At 47.7% G+C, this 16,646-nt stretch carries 13 protein-coding genes; 11 read left to right on the top strand and 2 right to left on the bottom strand.

Going from position 1 to position 16,646, the window contains the following annotated elements:
- Positions 1 to 74: 74 nt before the first annotated feature.
- Positions 75 to 887 (bottom strand): AraC family transcriptional regulator, encoded by an 813-nt coding sequence (locus tag H6F98_RS32220; RefSeq protein WP_192222823.1) that lies wholly within the window; start codon positions 885 to 887, stop codon positions 75 to 77.
- Positions 888 to 1,093: 206 nt separating this feature from the next.
- On the opposite strand from H6F98_RS32220, the gene H6F98_RS32225 reads away from it, so the two are divergent.
- The 4 genes from H6F98_RS32225 to H6F98_RS33850 all read left to right on the top strand — a co-directional run bounded on the left by H6F98_RS32225 (position 1,094) and on the right by H6F98_RS33850 (position 7,026).
- Positions 1,094 to 2,245, top strand: a complete 1,152-nt coding sequence (locus H6F98_RS32225; RefSeq protein ID WP_192222824.1) for an NAD-dependent epimerase/dehydratase family protein — start codon at positions 1,094 to 1,096, stop codon at positions 2,243 to 2,245.
- A 63-nt stretch (positions 2,246 to 2,308) separates the two neighbouring features.
- On the top strand, positions 2,309 to 2,605 hold the full coding sequence (locus H6F98_RS32230; protein ID WP_192222825.1) for a hypothetical protein: 297 nt from the start codon (positions 2,309 to 2,311) through the stop codon (positions 2,603 to 2,605).
- Positions 2,606 to 2,636: 31 nt separating this feature from the next.
- On the top strand, positions 2,637 to 3,770 hold the full coding sequence (locus H6F98_RS32235) for a glycosyltransferase (protein ID WP_192222826.1): 1,134 nt from the start codon (positions 2,637 to 2,639) through the stop codon (positions 3,768 to 3,770).
- 448 nt (positions 3,771 to 4,218) lie between these two features.
- Positions 4,219 to 7,026, top strand: a complete 2,808-nt coding sequence (locus tag H6F98_RS33850; protein WP_192222827.1) for a GAF domain-containing protein — start codon at positions 4,219 to 4,221, stop codon at positions 7,024 to 7,026.
- Positions 7,027 to 7,095: 69 nt separating this feature from the next.
- Here the strand turns inward: H6F98_RS33850 and H6F98_RS32245 are convergent, their stop codons facing one another.
- Entirely contained in the window at positions 7,096 to 7,365 is a 270-nt protein-coding gene (locus H6F98_RS32245) for a hypothetical protein (protein ID WP_192222828.1), read from the bottom strand.
- Between the two features lie 574 nt (positions 7,366 to 7,939).
- Here H6F98_RS32245 and purC point away from each other — a divergent pair.
- From purC to larA, 7 genes are all read left to right on the top strand, one after another.
- Positions 7,940 to 8,680 (top strand): phosphoribosylaminoimidazolesuccinocarboxamide synthase, encoded by a 741-nt coding sequence (purC, locus tag H6F98_RS32250; RefSeq protein WP_192222829.1) that lies wholly within the window; start codon positions 7,940 to 7,942, stop codon positions 8,678 to 8,680.
- A gap of 130 nt (positions 8,681 to 8,810) precedes the next feature.
- Positions 8,811 to 11,057 carry a BamA/TamA family outer membrane protein gene (locus H6F98_RS32255; protein ID WP_192222876.1) on the top strand — a complete coding sequence of 749 codons (2,247 nt, stop codon included), beginning with the start codon at positions 8,811 to 8,813 and terminating at the stop codon, positions 11,055 to 11,057.
- Between the two features lie 126 nt (positions 11,058 to 11,183).
- Positions 11,184 to 12,101, top strand: coding sequence for a UDP-3-O-acyl-N-acetylglucosamine deacetylase (gene lpxC, locus H6F98_RS32260; protein WP_192222830.1), 918 nt, complete (start codon positions 11,184 to 11,186; stop codon positions 12,099 to 12,101).
- Between the two features lie 114 nt (positions 12,102 to 12,215).
- Positions 12,216 to 12,728, top strand: a complete 513-nt coding sequence (gene fabZ, locus H6F98_RS32265) for a 3-hydroxyacyl-ACP dehydratase FabZ (RefSeq protein WP_192222831.1) — start codon at positions 12,216 to 12,218, stop codon at positions 12,726 to 12,728.
- Between the two features lie 138 nt (positions 12,729 to 12,866).
- Positions 12,867 to 13,676: an acyl-ACP--UDP-N-acetylglucosamine O-acyltransferase gene (gene lpxA, locus H6F98_RS32270; RefSeq protein WP_192222832.1), complete on the top strand. Its 810-nt coding sequence runs from the start codon at positions 12,867 to 12,869 to the stop codon at positions 13,674 to 13,676.
- A 123-nt stretch (positions 13,677 to 13,799) separates the two neighbouring features.
- On the top strand, positions 13,800 to 15,155 hold the full coding sequence (lpxB, locus tag H6F98_RS32275; RefSeq protein ID WP_192222833.1) for a lipid-A-disaccharide synthase: 1,356 nt from the start codon (positions 13,800 to 13,802) through the stop codon (positions 15,153 to 15,155).
- A gap of 123 nt (positions 15,156 to 15,278) precedes the next feature.
- The gene (gene larA / locus H6F98_RS32280) at positions 15,279 to 16,562 is read left to right on the top strand and encodes a nickel-dependent lactate racemase (protein WP_192222834.1); all 1,284 of its coding nucleotides are present in this window, start codon (positions 15,279 to 15,281) and stop codon (positions 16,560 to 16,562) included.
- Positions 16,563 to 16,646: the final 84 nt, after the last annotated feature.

The following is a 16,646-nucleotide window of genomic DNA, read 5'->3' on the forward strand; positions in this document are numbered from 1 at the left end:
TCAAAGACTAATGCTCTATTCTAGAATGCCATAGCACATCATGATGGTTCCGTCACTTGGCTAACAAAGGCAGATCATTTCATCTGGTATTGCCCTGGCGTAACTCCTACCATCCGTTTGAAGTGCCTTGTAAGATGACTTTGGTCAGCAAAACCTGTTTGGTGAGCCACTTGAGCAATCTGACACCCTTGGGCTAACAAGCTTTTAGCACGAACCAGACGCACTTGATTGAGATACCCGTGAGGTGGCAAACCCACTTGCTTATGGAACGTGCGAAGTAGATAAAAAGGGCTGAGATTAGCGACGGTTGCGAGGTGTTCTAGTGAGACATTCTCTGTATATTGAGCGTCTAAATAATCTCGGACTTGCTTAACTGCCTGAGATTCCTTGCCGACAGACTGTAAAGGACAACCTGAGTCAGCGTGTCTTGTAATCAGTTGTGCCAGTGTCCACAAAAGGCGGCAGTCTTGCTCTAGTTTCGAGTTCCAACCTTCCAAAGCTTTGTGCAGTCTCAAAAGCAGTTGAGCGACTTGTTGATCTTGAATTACAGGTGTTGGAAAGTAAGGAATTTCCTGTTTTCGACCAGAGGCTTCACAAGCGGCTTGTACAAGAATGCTGGGATCGGGGTACAACACGCGGTATGTCCAACCTGTCTCATCAGCCGCGTGTCCTGTATGGACTTCTCCAGGGTTAATAATTGCAATATCCCCTGCGGGGGTAACGTGAGTTTCTCCCCGATAGGCGAATTCTTCTGCCCCCTGCTCAATCACTGCGATCGCATAAGTGTCATGTGTATGTCGGCTAAAGGCATGAGTAATGTATCTGGCGTGCAATAACTCCAGATTGCCAAACTGTGGCTCTCGCCAGAACTTCACCTGTTCTCGCATTGCTTTTAGACAAATTACTTCCTCCTATCTTAAGGAGGAAGCCATAACTTAGGTATTGATGCTAATAGTTATTGTGGTTTACGCTATTTCGTAAAAGTAGCGTGGATTACATAGGGCGTGTAATTCGCATTACATTACATGGTCTAGAGGGTACCCAAACCTGATAAATTGACCGAGTATCGGTAAGCAAGATTTATAGAGCAAGTATGAAAGTCCTGGTTATTGGTGGTGATGGTTATTGCGGTTGGGCAACCGCGCTTTATCTTTCCAACAAAGGTTATGAAGTCGGCATCATTGATAGCCTGGTGCGCCGTCACTGGGATTTGGAACTCGGTGTTCAAACCCTCACACCGATTGCCCCGATCCAGCAACGGCTACAACGTTGGCGGGATCTAACGGGAAAATCTATTGACTTGCTAGTTGGTGATATCACCAACTACGAGTTTCTTAGTAAGGCGATGCGCCAATTTGAGCCAGAAGCAATCGTTCACTTTGGTGAGCAGCGTTCAGCTCCTTTTTCGATGATTGACCGGGAACACGCCGTCCTGACCCAAGTGAACAATGTTGTGGGGACGCTGAACTTACTGTATGTGATGCGTCAAGATTTCCCCGATTGCCATTTGGTGAAGTTGGGAACGATGGGTGAGTACGGGACGCCAAATATTGACATTGAAGAGGGCTATATCACCATTGAACACAATGGACGGAAGGATACCCTACCCTATCCCAAGCAACCCGGTAGTTTCTACCACCTCAGTAAAGTTCACGACAGCCACAACATCCACTTTGCTTGCAAGATTTGGGGGTTACGCGCTACAGACCTAAATCAAGGGGTTGTGTATGGAGTTCTGACCGAAGAAACTGGCATGGATGAGCTGTTGATTAACCGCTTAGACTATGACGGAATTTTTGGCACAGCCCTCAACCGCTTCTGTATTCAAGCGGCAGTTGGTCATCCGCTGACAGTTTATGGTAAAGGTGGTCAGACTCGCGGATTTTTGGATATTCGGGATACCGTGCGCTGTGTGGAATTAGCGATCGCAAATCCCGCCGATCCCGGACAATTCCGCGTCTTCAACCAATTCACCGAACTCTTCAGCATTGGTGACTTGGCAGTAATGGTGAAAAACGCAGCTACGACTATGGGACTCGATGTTGCCATCGATCACATTGATAACCCAAGAGTTGAGAAAGAAGAACACTACTTCTACGCGAAAAACACAAATCTCTTGGATCTTGGCTTGCAGCCTCACTACCTCTCAGATTCCTTGCTCGATTCCTTACTCAACTTTGCTAGTAAGTATCAGAACCGCGCCGATAAAAATCAAATCCTGCCTCAAGTTTCTTGGCGTCGGTAGGTTGAAGGCAAGAGGTAACAGCAATACTCTACTGATTACCTCTTGTCAAGAAGGCTGTATCCCATGAACCTCCGACAGATTATCCTCTTACTTTTTGTTGTGCTGCCTGGTTTGGGAGCGTCTGCCCTAAGTGGATACTACCTGCTCCCTGAGTGGGCAGCACTGGATGCTGCTTATCAACGCTACCGTCAAGTGATTGAATCGCCATCCTCAACTCAGAAAGATGTGTTAATTACCCAAACAGTACAGGATATTCACAGAATTAACTGCTTTGCCGAGGGAGTGGGAGTACTTCTTGGTGCAGTTATCTTCTCAATCGGGATTCATGGCATGTGTACCTTACCTCAGAAAAAATCCTGAGCTGACTAAACTCAGCACGCACCACTAAACTATGCGAATTGCTCTATTTACCGAAACTTTTTTGCCCAAAGTTGATGGGATTGTTACACGCCTCCGTCACACCGTCGAACATTTGCAGCGTAATGGGGATCAAGTATTGGTTGTTTCGCCAGATGGCGGACTGACAGAATACAAGGGAGCGAAGATTTACGGAGTTTCTGGCTTCCCTTTACCTCTATATCCGGAACTCAAGCTAGCCCTACCACGCCCCTCGATTGGTGTTGCTCTAGAAAAGTTTCAGCCCGACTTGATTCATGTGGTCAATCCGGCTGTTTTGGGGCTGGGCGGGTTGTATTATGCCAAGATGATGCAACTTCCCTTAGTCGCGTCTTACCATACCCATCTTCCCCAGTACCTCCATCACTACGGACTAGGGATGCTGGAAGGGGTGATGTGGGAGTTGATTAAGGTAAGTCACAATCAAGCGCAGCTAAACTTGTGTACCTCGACGGCGATGGTGCAGCAATTGAGAGAGCATGGGATTGAACGGTTGGACTTGTGGCAACGGGGGGTAGATATTGAGACGTTCTATCCAGAACTTGCCTCTCTTGAAATGCGATCGCACCTCTCCCAAGGACATCCCGAAAGCCCACTCCTCCTCTACGTTGGGCGGCTGGGAGCAGAAAAAGAGATCGATCGCATCAAGTTGGTACTCGATGCGATCCCCGGTGCTCGTCTTGCCCTAGTTGGTGATGGGCCAAACCGCAACGCTCTAGAAAAACACTTTGCTGGAACACCAACCCATTTCGTTGGCTACCTCACGGGTAAAGAACTCGGCTCGGCTTTTGCCTCTGCTGATGCCTTTATCTTCCCCTCTCGTACAGAAACGCTAGGATTAGTGTTGCTCGAAGCGATGGCAGCAGGTTGTCCTGTGGTTGCTGCCCGTTCTGGAGGTATTCCTGATATTGTGACCGATGGTGTCAATGGCTACCTATTTGACCCAGCCGATGAGGAAGGAGCAATTAAGGCAACTCAGCGCCTCCTAGACAACCAAGAAGAACGAGAAACCCTACGTCAAAACGCGAGGATGGAAGCCGAACGCTGGGGCTGGGCAGCAGCAACACGTCAATTGCAAAATTACTACAGATCAGTCGCCCTATCTCCGTCAATGTCATCGGCAGCTTAATTCTCAAAAAGCGGCACAAAAATAACCTGGAAGTGACAAGTCCTACCGGACTAGAGGGAATTCACCCTTGTTTTACTCAGAATGAGTGGATACATTCATAGGTAGGACTATTTTTAGTATCTGAACCAATTTTGATTGCTTTAGCGTTCTCTAGTTTTTTATCAGCGAGCTTTTTTATGCCTCGCATCACCTTTCACCCGTTGGTGTGCTATCTATAGTTTTTCAATACTCGGCATTGGTTCACAAGAAGGGACGAAAGCGCTAATTGGCACCAGTCGCCAATCACCAACTCTGTTTTTAGACAAGGTACGCATCGAAATAAGCTGAGGAGTTCTCACTCCAAGGTTTCGGGAACTTCCTCAACATAATAGTTAGCTACTTTCCAAGGGCACGCTTTCACAAGCTTCTACAGGCCGGATCACACGATAGCTGTTGAACAGTCATCACTATGACACTTTCCAACACAGGTAGCGTTCTGGCTACACTCACTCAATTAACCCAGCTTAACCGGACAAGTGCCTTGACTCACCGAGTCAAAGACCTATCCGTTCCCGAATTTATCTGCTTGTTGGATTTCATCACCGCTGAATTTCAGCAATTTCTGCGGGCGATCGATATGATCAACAACGAAGCTCTAGAAACCATGCTAGAGCAGGTGATGGATGCCTTCACCCTGAAAATTGGTCAAATCTTGCAAGCCGATCGCACAACGATTTTCCTGGTAGATGCCGACAAAGGGCAACTCTGGGCAAAAATCCCTCAAACGGAAACCAGCAAATCGATTGAACTCCGAATTCCCTTAAATGTTGGTCTTGCTGGTCATGTAGCTACAACTGGAGAGTATCTTAATATCCCAGATGCCTACAACCACCCTCTATTTAATAAAGACGTAGACGAACGCCCTGGTTATCATACGCGATCGCTCCTGTGTATGCCGATTTTGAGCAGTAGTAACCAGGTCGTTGCTGTCGTGCAGTTGTTGAATAAAGCCAATGGGGTGCCGTTTGATAGCGAAGACGAACAGCGATTTCGTGACTTTGCTGCCTCGATTGGCATTATCCTAGAAACCTGCCAATCCTTCTACATGGCGGCTCGAAACCAACGAGGAGCAGCAGCACTGCTCAAGGCGACAGCCTCTCTGGGTCAAAGCTTGGATTTAGAAGCAACCCTCCGTCTAGTGATGGATCAGGCTCGTGATTTGATGCAAGCCGATCGCAGTACCTTGTTTATGCTCAGTAAAGAGACAGGCGAACTGTGGAGCAAGGTAGCAACAGCAGACGGGAAAACTCTTATGGAAATCCGCATTCCATCCAATCGAGGAATAGCGGGTTATGTTGCTTCAACAGGTCAGCCACTCAATATTCCCGATGCCTACAAAGACCCACGCTTCGATCCTAGTACCGATAAGCGCACAGGTTATGTAACTCGCAACATTCTTTGTATGCCTGTGTTCAACACCAGCAAGGATTTAATTGGTGTGACACAGCTAATCAACAAGCACCAAGGCAGCTTCACTACGTCCGATGAAGAGTTTATGCGGGCGTTCAATATACAGGCAGGGATTGCTCTGGAAAATGCTAGGCTCTTTGAAAATGTCCTCATTGAAAAGCAATATCAGAAGGATATCCTACAAAGCCTCTCAGATGCCGTAATTTCAACCGACATGCAGGGTAGGATTGTCACGATCAATGACGCTGCACTGTCACTGCTCGGTTGTCCGCTTCAGCAAAATGATAGTAAAAATCGCCAGTTGTGGGACTACAAACTTACAGGTCGCTACGTTTGGGAAGTAGTGCCAATTGAAAATCTCCAAGGGCGTTTACAAAATAGCCTCGCAACAGGTGCTAAGCATTACGTCCCAGAGCAAAACCTTACCGTTGGGTTATTTAAACGTCCCAATAATATAGGAAACCGGGAACGTTCTGAGGAGAAAAAAGAGAATCCAGACCAATTCCCCAGTAACAACGATGCTCATTTACCAAACCTCAATGGAGCATCTAGGCTAGCTACCGCAAACACCTCTAGAACGGCTGACAATTCTAATATTGTTAATGGGAACGGTACGCTGACACTAACACCATCTACCCCATTCTTACCTGAAGAAAGCCCAATCTCCGAGCCAAGCCAATCGCCTAACTCCAACTCAACCGATGAGAATTGTTTCTATATTCTGGCAATCCCGAAGAGTGATAACCCAGAGGTTTATATTCCCTGGAACGAAACCCCTTGGGATTCCCAATCCTCAACCTATATAAGCCATGAGGAAGTTCAGGATATCGAACGCAGTATTAACCTCACTGTTAATCCTCTAACCAACCCTGAGGGGACTGTGCGAGGTGGTTTAGTGGTCTTGGAAGATATTAGCCGTGAAAAGCGGATGAAGACCACCATGTATCGCTACATGACTCCAGGTGTTGCTGAGCAGGTTATGGCGTTGGGTGAAGATGCTCTAATGGTGGGTGAGCGTAAGGATGTAACGATTCTATTTTCTGACATCCGGGGCTATACGACACTTACAGAGAATCTGGGAGCCTCAGAGGTGGTGTCGCTACTGAACAAATACTTTGAAACGATGGTGGAGGCAGTCTTCAACCACGAAGGCACTCTTGATAAGTTTATTGGGGATGCCTTGATGGCGGTGTTTGGTGCGCCACTGCCACTAACAGAAAATCATGCCTTGATGGCTGTTAAATCAGCACTGGATATGCGCTGGCGCTTAGCCGCGTTTAACCAACCGCGTATCCTGACGAATCAACCCTTAATCCGGATTGGCATTGGGATTAGTTCGGGGGAGGTGGTTTCCGGTAATATCGGTTCGCAAAAGCGAATGGACTATACCGTAATTGGAGATGGGGTTAACCTGAGTTCCCGACTGGAAAGCGTTACTAAAGAGTACGGCTGCGACATTATATTGAGCGAGTATACTTATAACCTTTGTCGCGATCGCATTTGGGTACGCGAGTTAGATCGCATTCAGGTCAAAGGCAAAAACCAAGCTGTCAATATTTACGAGTTGATTGGTGAGTCTGACATCCCGCTCAACGATTCAACAAAACAGTTTTTGGACTTCTACCATGCGGGGCGTCAGGCTTACATCAACAGAGATTTCTCTGAGGCATTGACTTATTTTGAGCAAGCTTATCAGCTTAGACCAAGCGATCGCGCTGTAATGGCTCACTTAGAACGTTCCAAAAACTTTCTAGAAAATCCACCTCCAGATTACTGGGATGGAGTTCACACAATGACAATGAAGTAAGAACTTGTTGTTCACTGTTGAGTGTTGATCGGGCACAATCAACACTCAACAGTTAATGCTAAACACATCTCATCCCTTTCCTTCTTCCCCATCTTTTTCCGTTTGGAAAGGATTTTCACCAATTGCAAGTTCCTTTTTGGAACGTTTTAGTTGTTTCCAAAGGTTTTTAATTTGCTCGTAGGACTCTTCTGGAGAAAGCTTGCCAGCCGTTTCTAGATTACAAATGTAGCTAACCCGTTGTGCAAACTCTTGTAGATTAGCGTTAAACACTAGATTTTCTGGCTTGACCTGACCATGATAGCGACTGCGAGGGTATAGAAAATTAGATTGATCGACCATAGCTATCTCCTTTTAAAATTTGCATCCTGACTAAAAAATAAACTAACTACTGACTATCTTGAATATCAGCAACATTAGGTTCTTATCAAAGCGAAAGAGTCTCACTATTATCAGATAGTCTGAGTAGAGGAAGATGAGGTAAAAGTGTACTGCCTTGCTAGTTATATCTTTCCCTTAAAAAGCGACTCAATCAACAGTACTTTTACGGATATTTATTTGGGAAATAGCTCAAGAGCGAAAGAACTAATTCCCAAATATCTTTCTATTTAATAAAAAACTGTATTCAAAGATCCTACTGACCTCAGGAGGAAGTAGAATTAATCGTTCCTCGGCTCTTTTGCCTTTCCCGTTACCCGGCTGTCATCGTTTTGGTACAACAGAATGCCCCTTAGTATCATTGCTACATAGGCTCTAGCTTATCTAAAGATTCTCAATGTGGTAAGAGAACTTGTGGCAACTGCTTTTATTGTAAGTATGTCAACCCAGTAGATTTCATTATCTATCGATTGAACGCTGTATCCTGTACAGCGAGGTTTCTCATCAAATTACTCTACAGAACTAAAGAGTATTGTTTATGTCTGTCCATCAAAAACTCTACGAAGGCAAAGCGAAGATTCTCTACACGACCGATGACCCGGAGGTGCTGTTGACCCACTTTAAAGACGATGCAACTGCCTTCAATGCTCAAAAGCGAGGTCAGATTGTTGGCAAAGGCGAGATGAACTGCGCGATCGCAACTCAATTGTTCAAATTACTAGAAGCCGCAGGCATTCCCACCCACTTCATCGACCGACCCGCACCAAACGAAATGCTCGTCAAGAGTGTAAGAATCTTGCTTGTAGAAGTCGTCGTCAGGAACATTGCCGCCGGAAGTCTGTGTCAACAAACAGGATTACCAGTAGGTAAGGTACTTCCAACACCACTGGTAGAATTCTATTTCAAGAACGACGCTTTAGGAGACCCCTTGTTAACACGCGATCGCTTATTACTTCTAGAACTGGCAACGCCTGAACAGCTTGACCAACTAACAGAGCAAGCCTTGCAGATTAACAAGATTCTCACGGCTTTCTTCGATCAATGCGGCATTACCTTGGTGGACTTCAAGCTGGAGTTTGGAGTAACCTCCACTCAACAATTGCTACTCGCTGACGAAATCAGCCCTGATACTTGCCGCTTGTGGAACCAAGCTGAGACAGACCCTGACCGACGAGTAATGGACAAAGATCGTTTTCGCCGGGATTTGGGAAATGTGGAATCTGCCTATCAGCAAGTGCTAGAGCGAGTTTTAGCAACGAATACAGCAACTAATGGTTGATGATTAACGATTAGTGTTGGGCAAATCGCTAAAACGAGCAACAGACAATGGACAATGGACAACGAATCAAAAGCTGATTGCTAACTTGCAACAAATGTGGTGTGTGGAAGTGCCAAAGAATCTCAAAGAAATGCGCCTATCTCCCTTATTAGCGGCAATGATCGCCGCAACTGCTAGTATTAGTCTCGCTAAGCCAACTAGTGGGCAAACAAGTCAATCCGTGTCAGATGCCCCTGAAAGCAACCCCACTCAGGTTACGCCTCCTACTCCTAATTCAATAACCGTCAATACGATTCCCCTACCCCCGTCACCGAGCCGTGAGGCACAACTTCACTTAATTGTGCCAGCGAAACGCTCACAGGCGGCATCCGTACTAGACCTTCTTGCCCAGATACAAACGCAGCCGGAGCCTGTAGTTCCCACAACTGGCGACCAATCAACGCCACAACAAGAAACACCAAACACTATAGAATTTGACATTCCTTCAGGAACGCCCACTAACCAAGAAAACGCTACACCCGACCAACCGTCTCAACCCAGTACACCAGAAACTCCCTCAACACAGACAGCACCCGCAGCAGCAGAAGCACGGGTACTTGTTGCGGAAGTTGTCGTGACTGGTGCAGAAGGCGCACTAGAAAATGAAGTATTTCGAGTGATTACGACACGACCTGGACAAGCGACAACTCGTACTCAGTTGCAAGCGGATGTAAACGCTGTTTTCGCAACGGGCTTATTTTCCAGTGTTGACGTAATACCCGAAGATACTCCCTTGGGTGTGCGCGTTACCTTCGCTGTGCAGGCTAACCCCGTATTGCGTGAGGTTGTGGTGAATACAGAGCCAGCGGGAGTGGGCACTCGCGTTCTGCCTCAGGAAGTCGTCAATGAAATCTTCAGCGAACAATATGGTCAAATCCTGAACCTGCGTGACCTTCAAAACGGCATCCAGCAATTGAACGAGTGGTACAAAGAAAACGGCTATGACCTAGCTCAGGTGATTGATGCTCAGCAAGTGACTGAGGATGGCAGAGTCGTCTTAGTGGTAGCTGAAGGAGTCATTGAAGATATTCGCGTCCGTTTTCTCAATGACGAGGGAGAGGCAACAGATGAAGAAGGTCAACCCGTTAACGGTCGTACCCGTGACTTTATCATCACGCGAGAAGTTCAGTTAAACCCCGGTGATGTCTTCAATCGGCAGACCGCCGAACGGGATTTGCGGCGAGTCTTTGGTCTGGGAATTTTTGAGGATGTAAGGCTTTCCTTTGCTCCTGGTACTGACCCGCGCCAGGTTGTTGTCGTTGTAGACGTGATTGAGAGAAATACTGGCTCTGTCGCTGCTGGAGCGGGTATCAGTTCCGCGAGTGGACTATTTGGCACCATCAGCTATCAAGAGCAAAATCTGGGGGGCAATAATCAAACCCTAGGGGCAGAATTTCAAGCTGGTGTGCGGGAGTTATTGTTTGATGTGCGCTTTACTGACCCTTGGATTGCTGGCGACCCCTACCGAACGTCCTACACCGTCAATGCCTTCCGACGGCGTTCAATCTCACTCATCTTTGATGGTGGTGAAGAGGAAGTGGAACTCCCCAATGGCGATCGCCCCCGTGTCACCAGAACAGGTGGCGGTGTCACCTTTACTCGTCCTCTCTCTAGAGATGTCTTTAGCCCATCCGAATGGACAGCATCGCTAGGCTTACAGTATCAACGTGTTTCGATTCGGGATAGTGATGGTGAACTCAGCCCAGAAGATGAACTAGGCAACCTGTTGAGCTTCAGCGAGGATGGCAGTGACGACCTATTTACTGTTCAGTTGGGTGCTGTACGCGATCAGCGTAACAATGCTCTACGCCCCACTAGCGGTTCCCTACTACGGTTAGGTGTTGAACAATCCATCCCTATTGGTGGTGGCAGCATCCTCCTGACACGCTTACGAGGAAGCTACAGCTACTACATTCCGGTACAGTTCACCAACTTTACCGAAGGACCTCAAGCGCTTGCCTTTAATCTTCAAGCTGGAACAGTTCTCGGTGATTTACCACCCTACGAAGCCTTCTCTCTGGGTGGCTCTAGCTCAGTGCGGGGTTACGACGAGGGAGATGTTGGAGCTGGGCGTAGCTTTATCCAGGCAACCGCCGAATATCGCTTCCCAATTATCTCAGTGGTCGGTGGCGCTCTATTTGTTGACTTTGCCAGCGACCTTGGTACAGGCGACAACGTTCCCGGTAACCCAGCAGGTGTACGGGATAAGCCAGGTACTGGCTTTGGCTTTGGTGTCGGTGTCCGAGTGCAATCGCCCCTCGGTCCAATTCGGGTGGACTATGGTCTTAATGATGAGGGTGATAGCCGTATCCACTTTGGGATTGGGGAACGCTTTTAGGAAGTTGGGGATCAGGATTGGGGCTGAGGAGATTCCTTTGTCCTGATGTCCTATGTCCATGATTTGGGGACTGGGAAGTAGCGAGATTCCCTTGTCCTTTGTCCCATACCAAGTGACTAATCACTAATGACTAACCACCAAAGCCAGCGTTTACCCAGCGTAGGTCAGCAACGCCTTTATGAATCAGCGATTTCAAATCCTCACACCCTAAAAACTGCGTTTGAACGTTCAGGCAGAGGACTGCACAGTGGTAGCTTTACCAACGTGCGGGTGCTACCTGCCAAAGCGGGGGAAGGTCGCTATTTTGTGCGGGTTGATCTACCTGGAACACCAATCATTCCTGCACGGGTGGAGGCTGTTCACGAGACCACACTGTCCACAGAACTCCGGACACCAATAGCCACCCCAACGTCTGAAGATGCCCGTGTACGGACAGTAGAACATCTATTAGCTGCCCTCGCAGGTAGTGGCGTTGATGATGCCCGGATTGAGATTGATGGCTCAGAAGTTCCTCTCCTAGATGGTTCAGCGCGAAATTGGGTTGAGGCAATTCTCGAAGTGGGTGTTGCTCGCTCAAAGCCAAGCGACGCTTCTGGATTTCTCCTACAAGAACCGCTCTGGGTGCATCAAGGGGATGCTTTTGTGGCGGCATTCCCAGCACCAACAACCCGATTTACCTACGGAATTGACTTTGATTTACCCGCAATTGGTAAGCAATGGCATAGCTGGATACCTGGAGAGGAGAGTTTTGCAGAAGCGATCGCACCTGCTAGGACATTTGGCTTAGCTCACCAAATTGAGCAACTCAGACAAGCCGGTTTAATTAAAGGCGGAAGCTTAGAAAATGCGTTGGTTTGCGGCGACTCTGGATGGCTTAATCCACCTTTGAGATTTTCAAATGAGCCAGTGCGTCATAAACTTTTAGATTTAGTAGGGGATTTAAGTTTACTCGGAACTTTTCCTGTGGCTCACTTCCTTGCCTACAAAGCCAGCCACACTCTGCACATCCAACTTGCCAAAAAGCTGGCTCAACAAATTGGTTAGGTTTTGGAGTCACTTGTCAGTGAGCAGTTGTTAGTAGCAACGGACAATGAACAAAGGACTAAAAAGCCTAAACCCTCTGTGCAGTATCCCCCAGCCTCCAACCTAAGCACACTCATGTCTATACTGACCGACATTAACAGCCACGATGAATCTACAGAAACTGTCCCGAATCATCACCAAGCGCCATCGACTCAACCGATTTTTACCTTTGAAGACATTCAAAAAATCCTACCCCATCGGTATCCTTTCGCTCTAGTTGACCGAATTATCGAATATATTCCAGGGCAACGAGCTGTCGGAATCAAAAACGTCACCTTCAATGAACCGCATTTTCAAGGGCATTTTCCCGGACGACCGATGATGCCTGGAGTGCTGATTGTGGAAGCGATGGCTCAGGTTGGCGGAATCGTCCTACGGCAGTTACCTGAAGTAGAAGGAGGATTATTTGTCTTTGCTGGAATTGACAAAGTTCGCTTCCGTCGTCCCGTAGTTCCCGGTGACCAACTGGTGATGACAGCGGAACTGATAGCCCTCAAGCGGCGTCGTTTTGGGAAGATGCAGGCTCGTGCAGTTGTTGATGGACAGAGAGTTGCAGAAGGTGAACTCATGTTTTCTCTTGTAGACTAAAAAGCGCATTGAGTCATGCAGTGTTGAGTGCTGAGCCTAAATTACTCAGGGCGGGCACAGGGGCTACTCGCCCCTACAAAATTGTCTCTCGGTCACAGGGGCAGGAACCCCTACAAAATTCCAAACTCACGCACTCCTATGGCAACACTGATTCATCCTACTGCTGTTATTCACCCTGGCGCTGAACTTCACCCAACAGTTCAGATTGGGGCATATGCAGTAATTGGGGAGAATGTCAAGGTTGGACCCCAAACAACGATTGGCGCTCATGTGGTGATCGAGGGACCAACAGAAATTGGAGCCAGGAATCAAATTTTTCCTGGCGCAGCGATTGGCTTAGAACCTCAAGATCTCAAGTACAACGGGGAAATGAGTTGGGTCAAAATTGGTGATGATAACCGGATTCGCGAGTATGTCACCATTAACCGGGCGACAGGTGCAGGTGAGGCAACACTGATTGGCAATAACAATCTACTGATGGCTTACGTCCACGTTGCTCATAATTGCGTGATTGAAGAGTCTGTGGTGATTGCCAACGCGGTTTCAATGGCAGGTCACGTTCAGATTGAGTCAAAGGCAGTCATTGGCGGGATGGTGGGGATTCATCAGTTTGTCCACATTGGATGTCTCTCAATGATTGGGGGGTGTAGTCGCATTGTTCAGGATGTACCCCCCTATATGCTCGTTGAAGGAAATCCTGCATGGGTGCGATCGCTCAATCTGGTCGGTCTCAAACGGGCAGGAATCACCACAGCCGAAATGGGACAATTCAAAAAAGCCTTCCGAACGATCTATCGTTCTAAACACACGCTGAATGCAGCCCTAGAACATCTAGACTTACTGCCAGAAAGCGAACACTTGCAGCACTTACGCCGCTTCTTACAACTGTCTCAAATGGAAGGACGCCGAGGTTCAATTTTCGCTCGTCGTAATAAGCGTGAGGAATGAGTTAGTTGTTTGTTGTTAGTTGTTAGTTGGCAACATAAACTTGTCGGTAAAGAGGCTCCAGGAACTGCCCTACACCAAATCTCAAGAAGAAAGTCTCTTTCCCCCAGTCCTCAGTATTAACCAATGACTCTTAAAACAATCTTTATCAGCACCGGAGAGGTTTCTGGTGATTTGCAAGGGGCGCTACTAATTGATGCCCTCAAACGTCAGGCAGAGGCATTAGGGGTGGAATTAAAGATTGTCGCGCTAGGCGGTTCTCGGATGGCTGAGGCTGGGGCAACGTTATTGGGTGATACGACTAGCATTGGTTCTGTAGGGCTGCTCGAATCGTTACCTTTTGTATTGCCCACTCTCCAAATCCAACGTCGCGCTAAACAGTACCTCCGTCAACACCCACCGGATTTGGTACTTCTGATTGACTACATGGGACCGAATCTGAGCATCGGCAGTTTTATTCGGCGTCAGCTACCACAGGTGCCAGTGGTTTATTACATTGCCCCACAGGATTGGGTTTGGTCGGCATCATCCATTGTTCCCCGCAACACGATGACGCTTGTGGAGATGACAGACCAGATATTGGCAATTTTCCCAGAAGAAGCCCGCTACTTTGAGAAAAAGGGCGCATCTGTCAGTTGGATTGGTCATCCTTTGGTGGACAGAATGCAATCAAGCCCAACGCGGGAGGAAGCGCGTGCGGCATTGGGGATTGCACCAGAACAAATAGCGATCGCACTTGTCCCAGCTTCTAGGCGGCAAGAACTCAAGTACATGATGCCCATAGTCTTTGAAGCGGCGCAGCAACTTCAGGCGAAGTTAGGAGGGAATTGGGAATTGGGAATTGGGAATTGGGAATTGGAGAATTCTGCGGCAAGCACCAATTACCAAGCGCCACTATTTTGGATTCCTCTTTCTCTGGAAGCTTACCGACCTGCAATTGAAGCAGCAATTCAGCATTATGGTCTAAATGCTACTCTCGTCGCTGGGAAAACTCAGGAAGTGCTTGCTGCTGCTGATTTAGCAATAACTAAATCTGGCACGGTGAATTTGGAATTGGCACTGTTGAATGTGCCACAGGTGGTTTTGTACCGAGTCAGTCGTCTAACTTACTCAATTGGTCGCCTCTTGAAGTTTTCTATTCCCTTTATGTCGCCACCAAACTTAGTGGTGATGCGCCCGATTGTCCCAGAGTTGCTACAGGAGCAAGCAACGCCAGAAAATCTTGTTAAAGAAGCTTTAGAACTCCTTTTAAATTCTGAAAAGCGTCAGCAAACCTTGCTAGGCTATCAGGAAATGCGCCAATTATTAGGAGAAGTCGGAGTGTGCGATCGCGCGGCTCGTGAAATCCTCCAACTAGCCGACAGTAAGAAGCAAAAACAAAAACTCTCATCTCCATCATTCGGCTATAGCGTTTCTCAGTTGCGTGAAGTAGATCAGAATAACCTAACCCCCAACCCCTTCCCTACAAGGGAAGGGGAGTAAGAATCAAAGCCTCACTCAAAAGTAGGAGAGAGGTCAGAGTGTACCGCATCCAACCGAAAACGGCTATAAATGGTAATTTAACAGCTAACTGCTAAAGCGCTTGGTGTCTCTATCTACAAGTTTATGTACCGCGTTCCTTACGGCAAGACTTTTCTTGAATTCGACCTTCCGCAAGGTATGCGCGGCACAGTAGTGGCATCCAAATCGGTAGAACCTTTGAGTGACGTAAATGGAGCGATTGCCGAGGCACTTGCAAATCCAATTGGTTCACCACCTGTACACGAACTTGCTCATCCGGGCGATCGCGTTTGTATTGTATTTACTGACATTACCCGTGCTAGTCCTGACTGGCTTCTAGTGCCGCCTATCTTGCAAGAGTTGGAGCAAGCTGGTGTGCGTGACGAGGATATTACGCTACTTTGTGGTATCGGTTTGCATCGTCCTAGTACGCGGGAAGAAAAGGTGGCTAAGCTGGGACGGAGCATCGTTGAGCGGTATCGTGTGATAGACAACGAACCACAAAACCTTAGCGCCTTGGTGGATTTGGGAGTTGTCCATGATATTCCGCTTTCGGTACACAAGGTTGCTTACGAAGCTGATCTGCTGATTGCTACTGGAATTGTTGAACCACACCAGTATGCTGGGTATTCCGGTGGTTGCAAGACGGTAGCCGTTGGTGCGGCGGGAGAACCACTGATTGCTTATAGTCATGGTTCACGCTTCATAGATGACCCTAACACCCGATTGGGCAAAATTGAAGGCAATCCCTTTCAGGAAGCGATCGCACAAGCAGGGTTACGGGCTGGATTGGGCTTCATCATCAACGTTGTTCTGGATGATGAAAAGCGGGTGGTGTACGTGATGGCAGGTGAGCCGATTGAAACTCATCGGCAACTGGTGGAACAAGCGCGATCGCTTTACCAGGTTCCGATTCCACACCAGTATGATGTCGTCATCGGTGGCGCAGGCTTCCCCAAAGATGCCAACCTCTACCAAGCCAGCCGTGCAGCGAGTTATCTCTTTTTTGCTCCCACTCCAGTTGTGCGACGAGGGGGCTATCTGATTATTCCTGCTCGTTGTGAGGAAGGGGCAGGTGAAGGGGTGGGAGAACAGCGCTTTCTAACCGCGCTGAGGGATGCGCCGGATTTACAATTCATTCTTGATGATGCGAGAAAGAATGGTTATCCACCAGGACAACAACGCACTTTTGTGATGGCGAAGGTGTTGGAGCAGAACAAAGTCATTATTGTCGGTAGTGAATATCCGGAGCTTGTTGCGGAATGCAAGATGCTGCCAGTAGCGACAATGGATGAGGCATTGGCGATCGCACAAGCTGAGTTAGGGATGGAATTAGACGTACTTGTAGTGCCTCATGCTTTGCTTACCTTACCGATTGTTCAAGCTTGAATTAATGGTTACTAACCAGTAACTACTCGTTATTGACTCATATAAGCTTAAGCGTAGGTAGTAGCAATGAAATGCGATCGCACC

The organism is Microcoleus sp. FACHB-SPT15, from assembly GCF_014849525.1.
In the GTDB taxonomy this organism is placed as follows: Bacteria; Cyanobacteriota; Cyanobacteriia; order Cyanobacteriales; family Coleofasciculaceae; genus Symplocastrum; species Symplocastrum torsivum.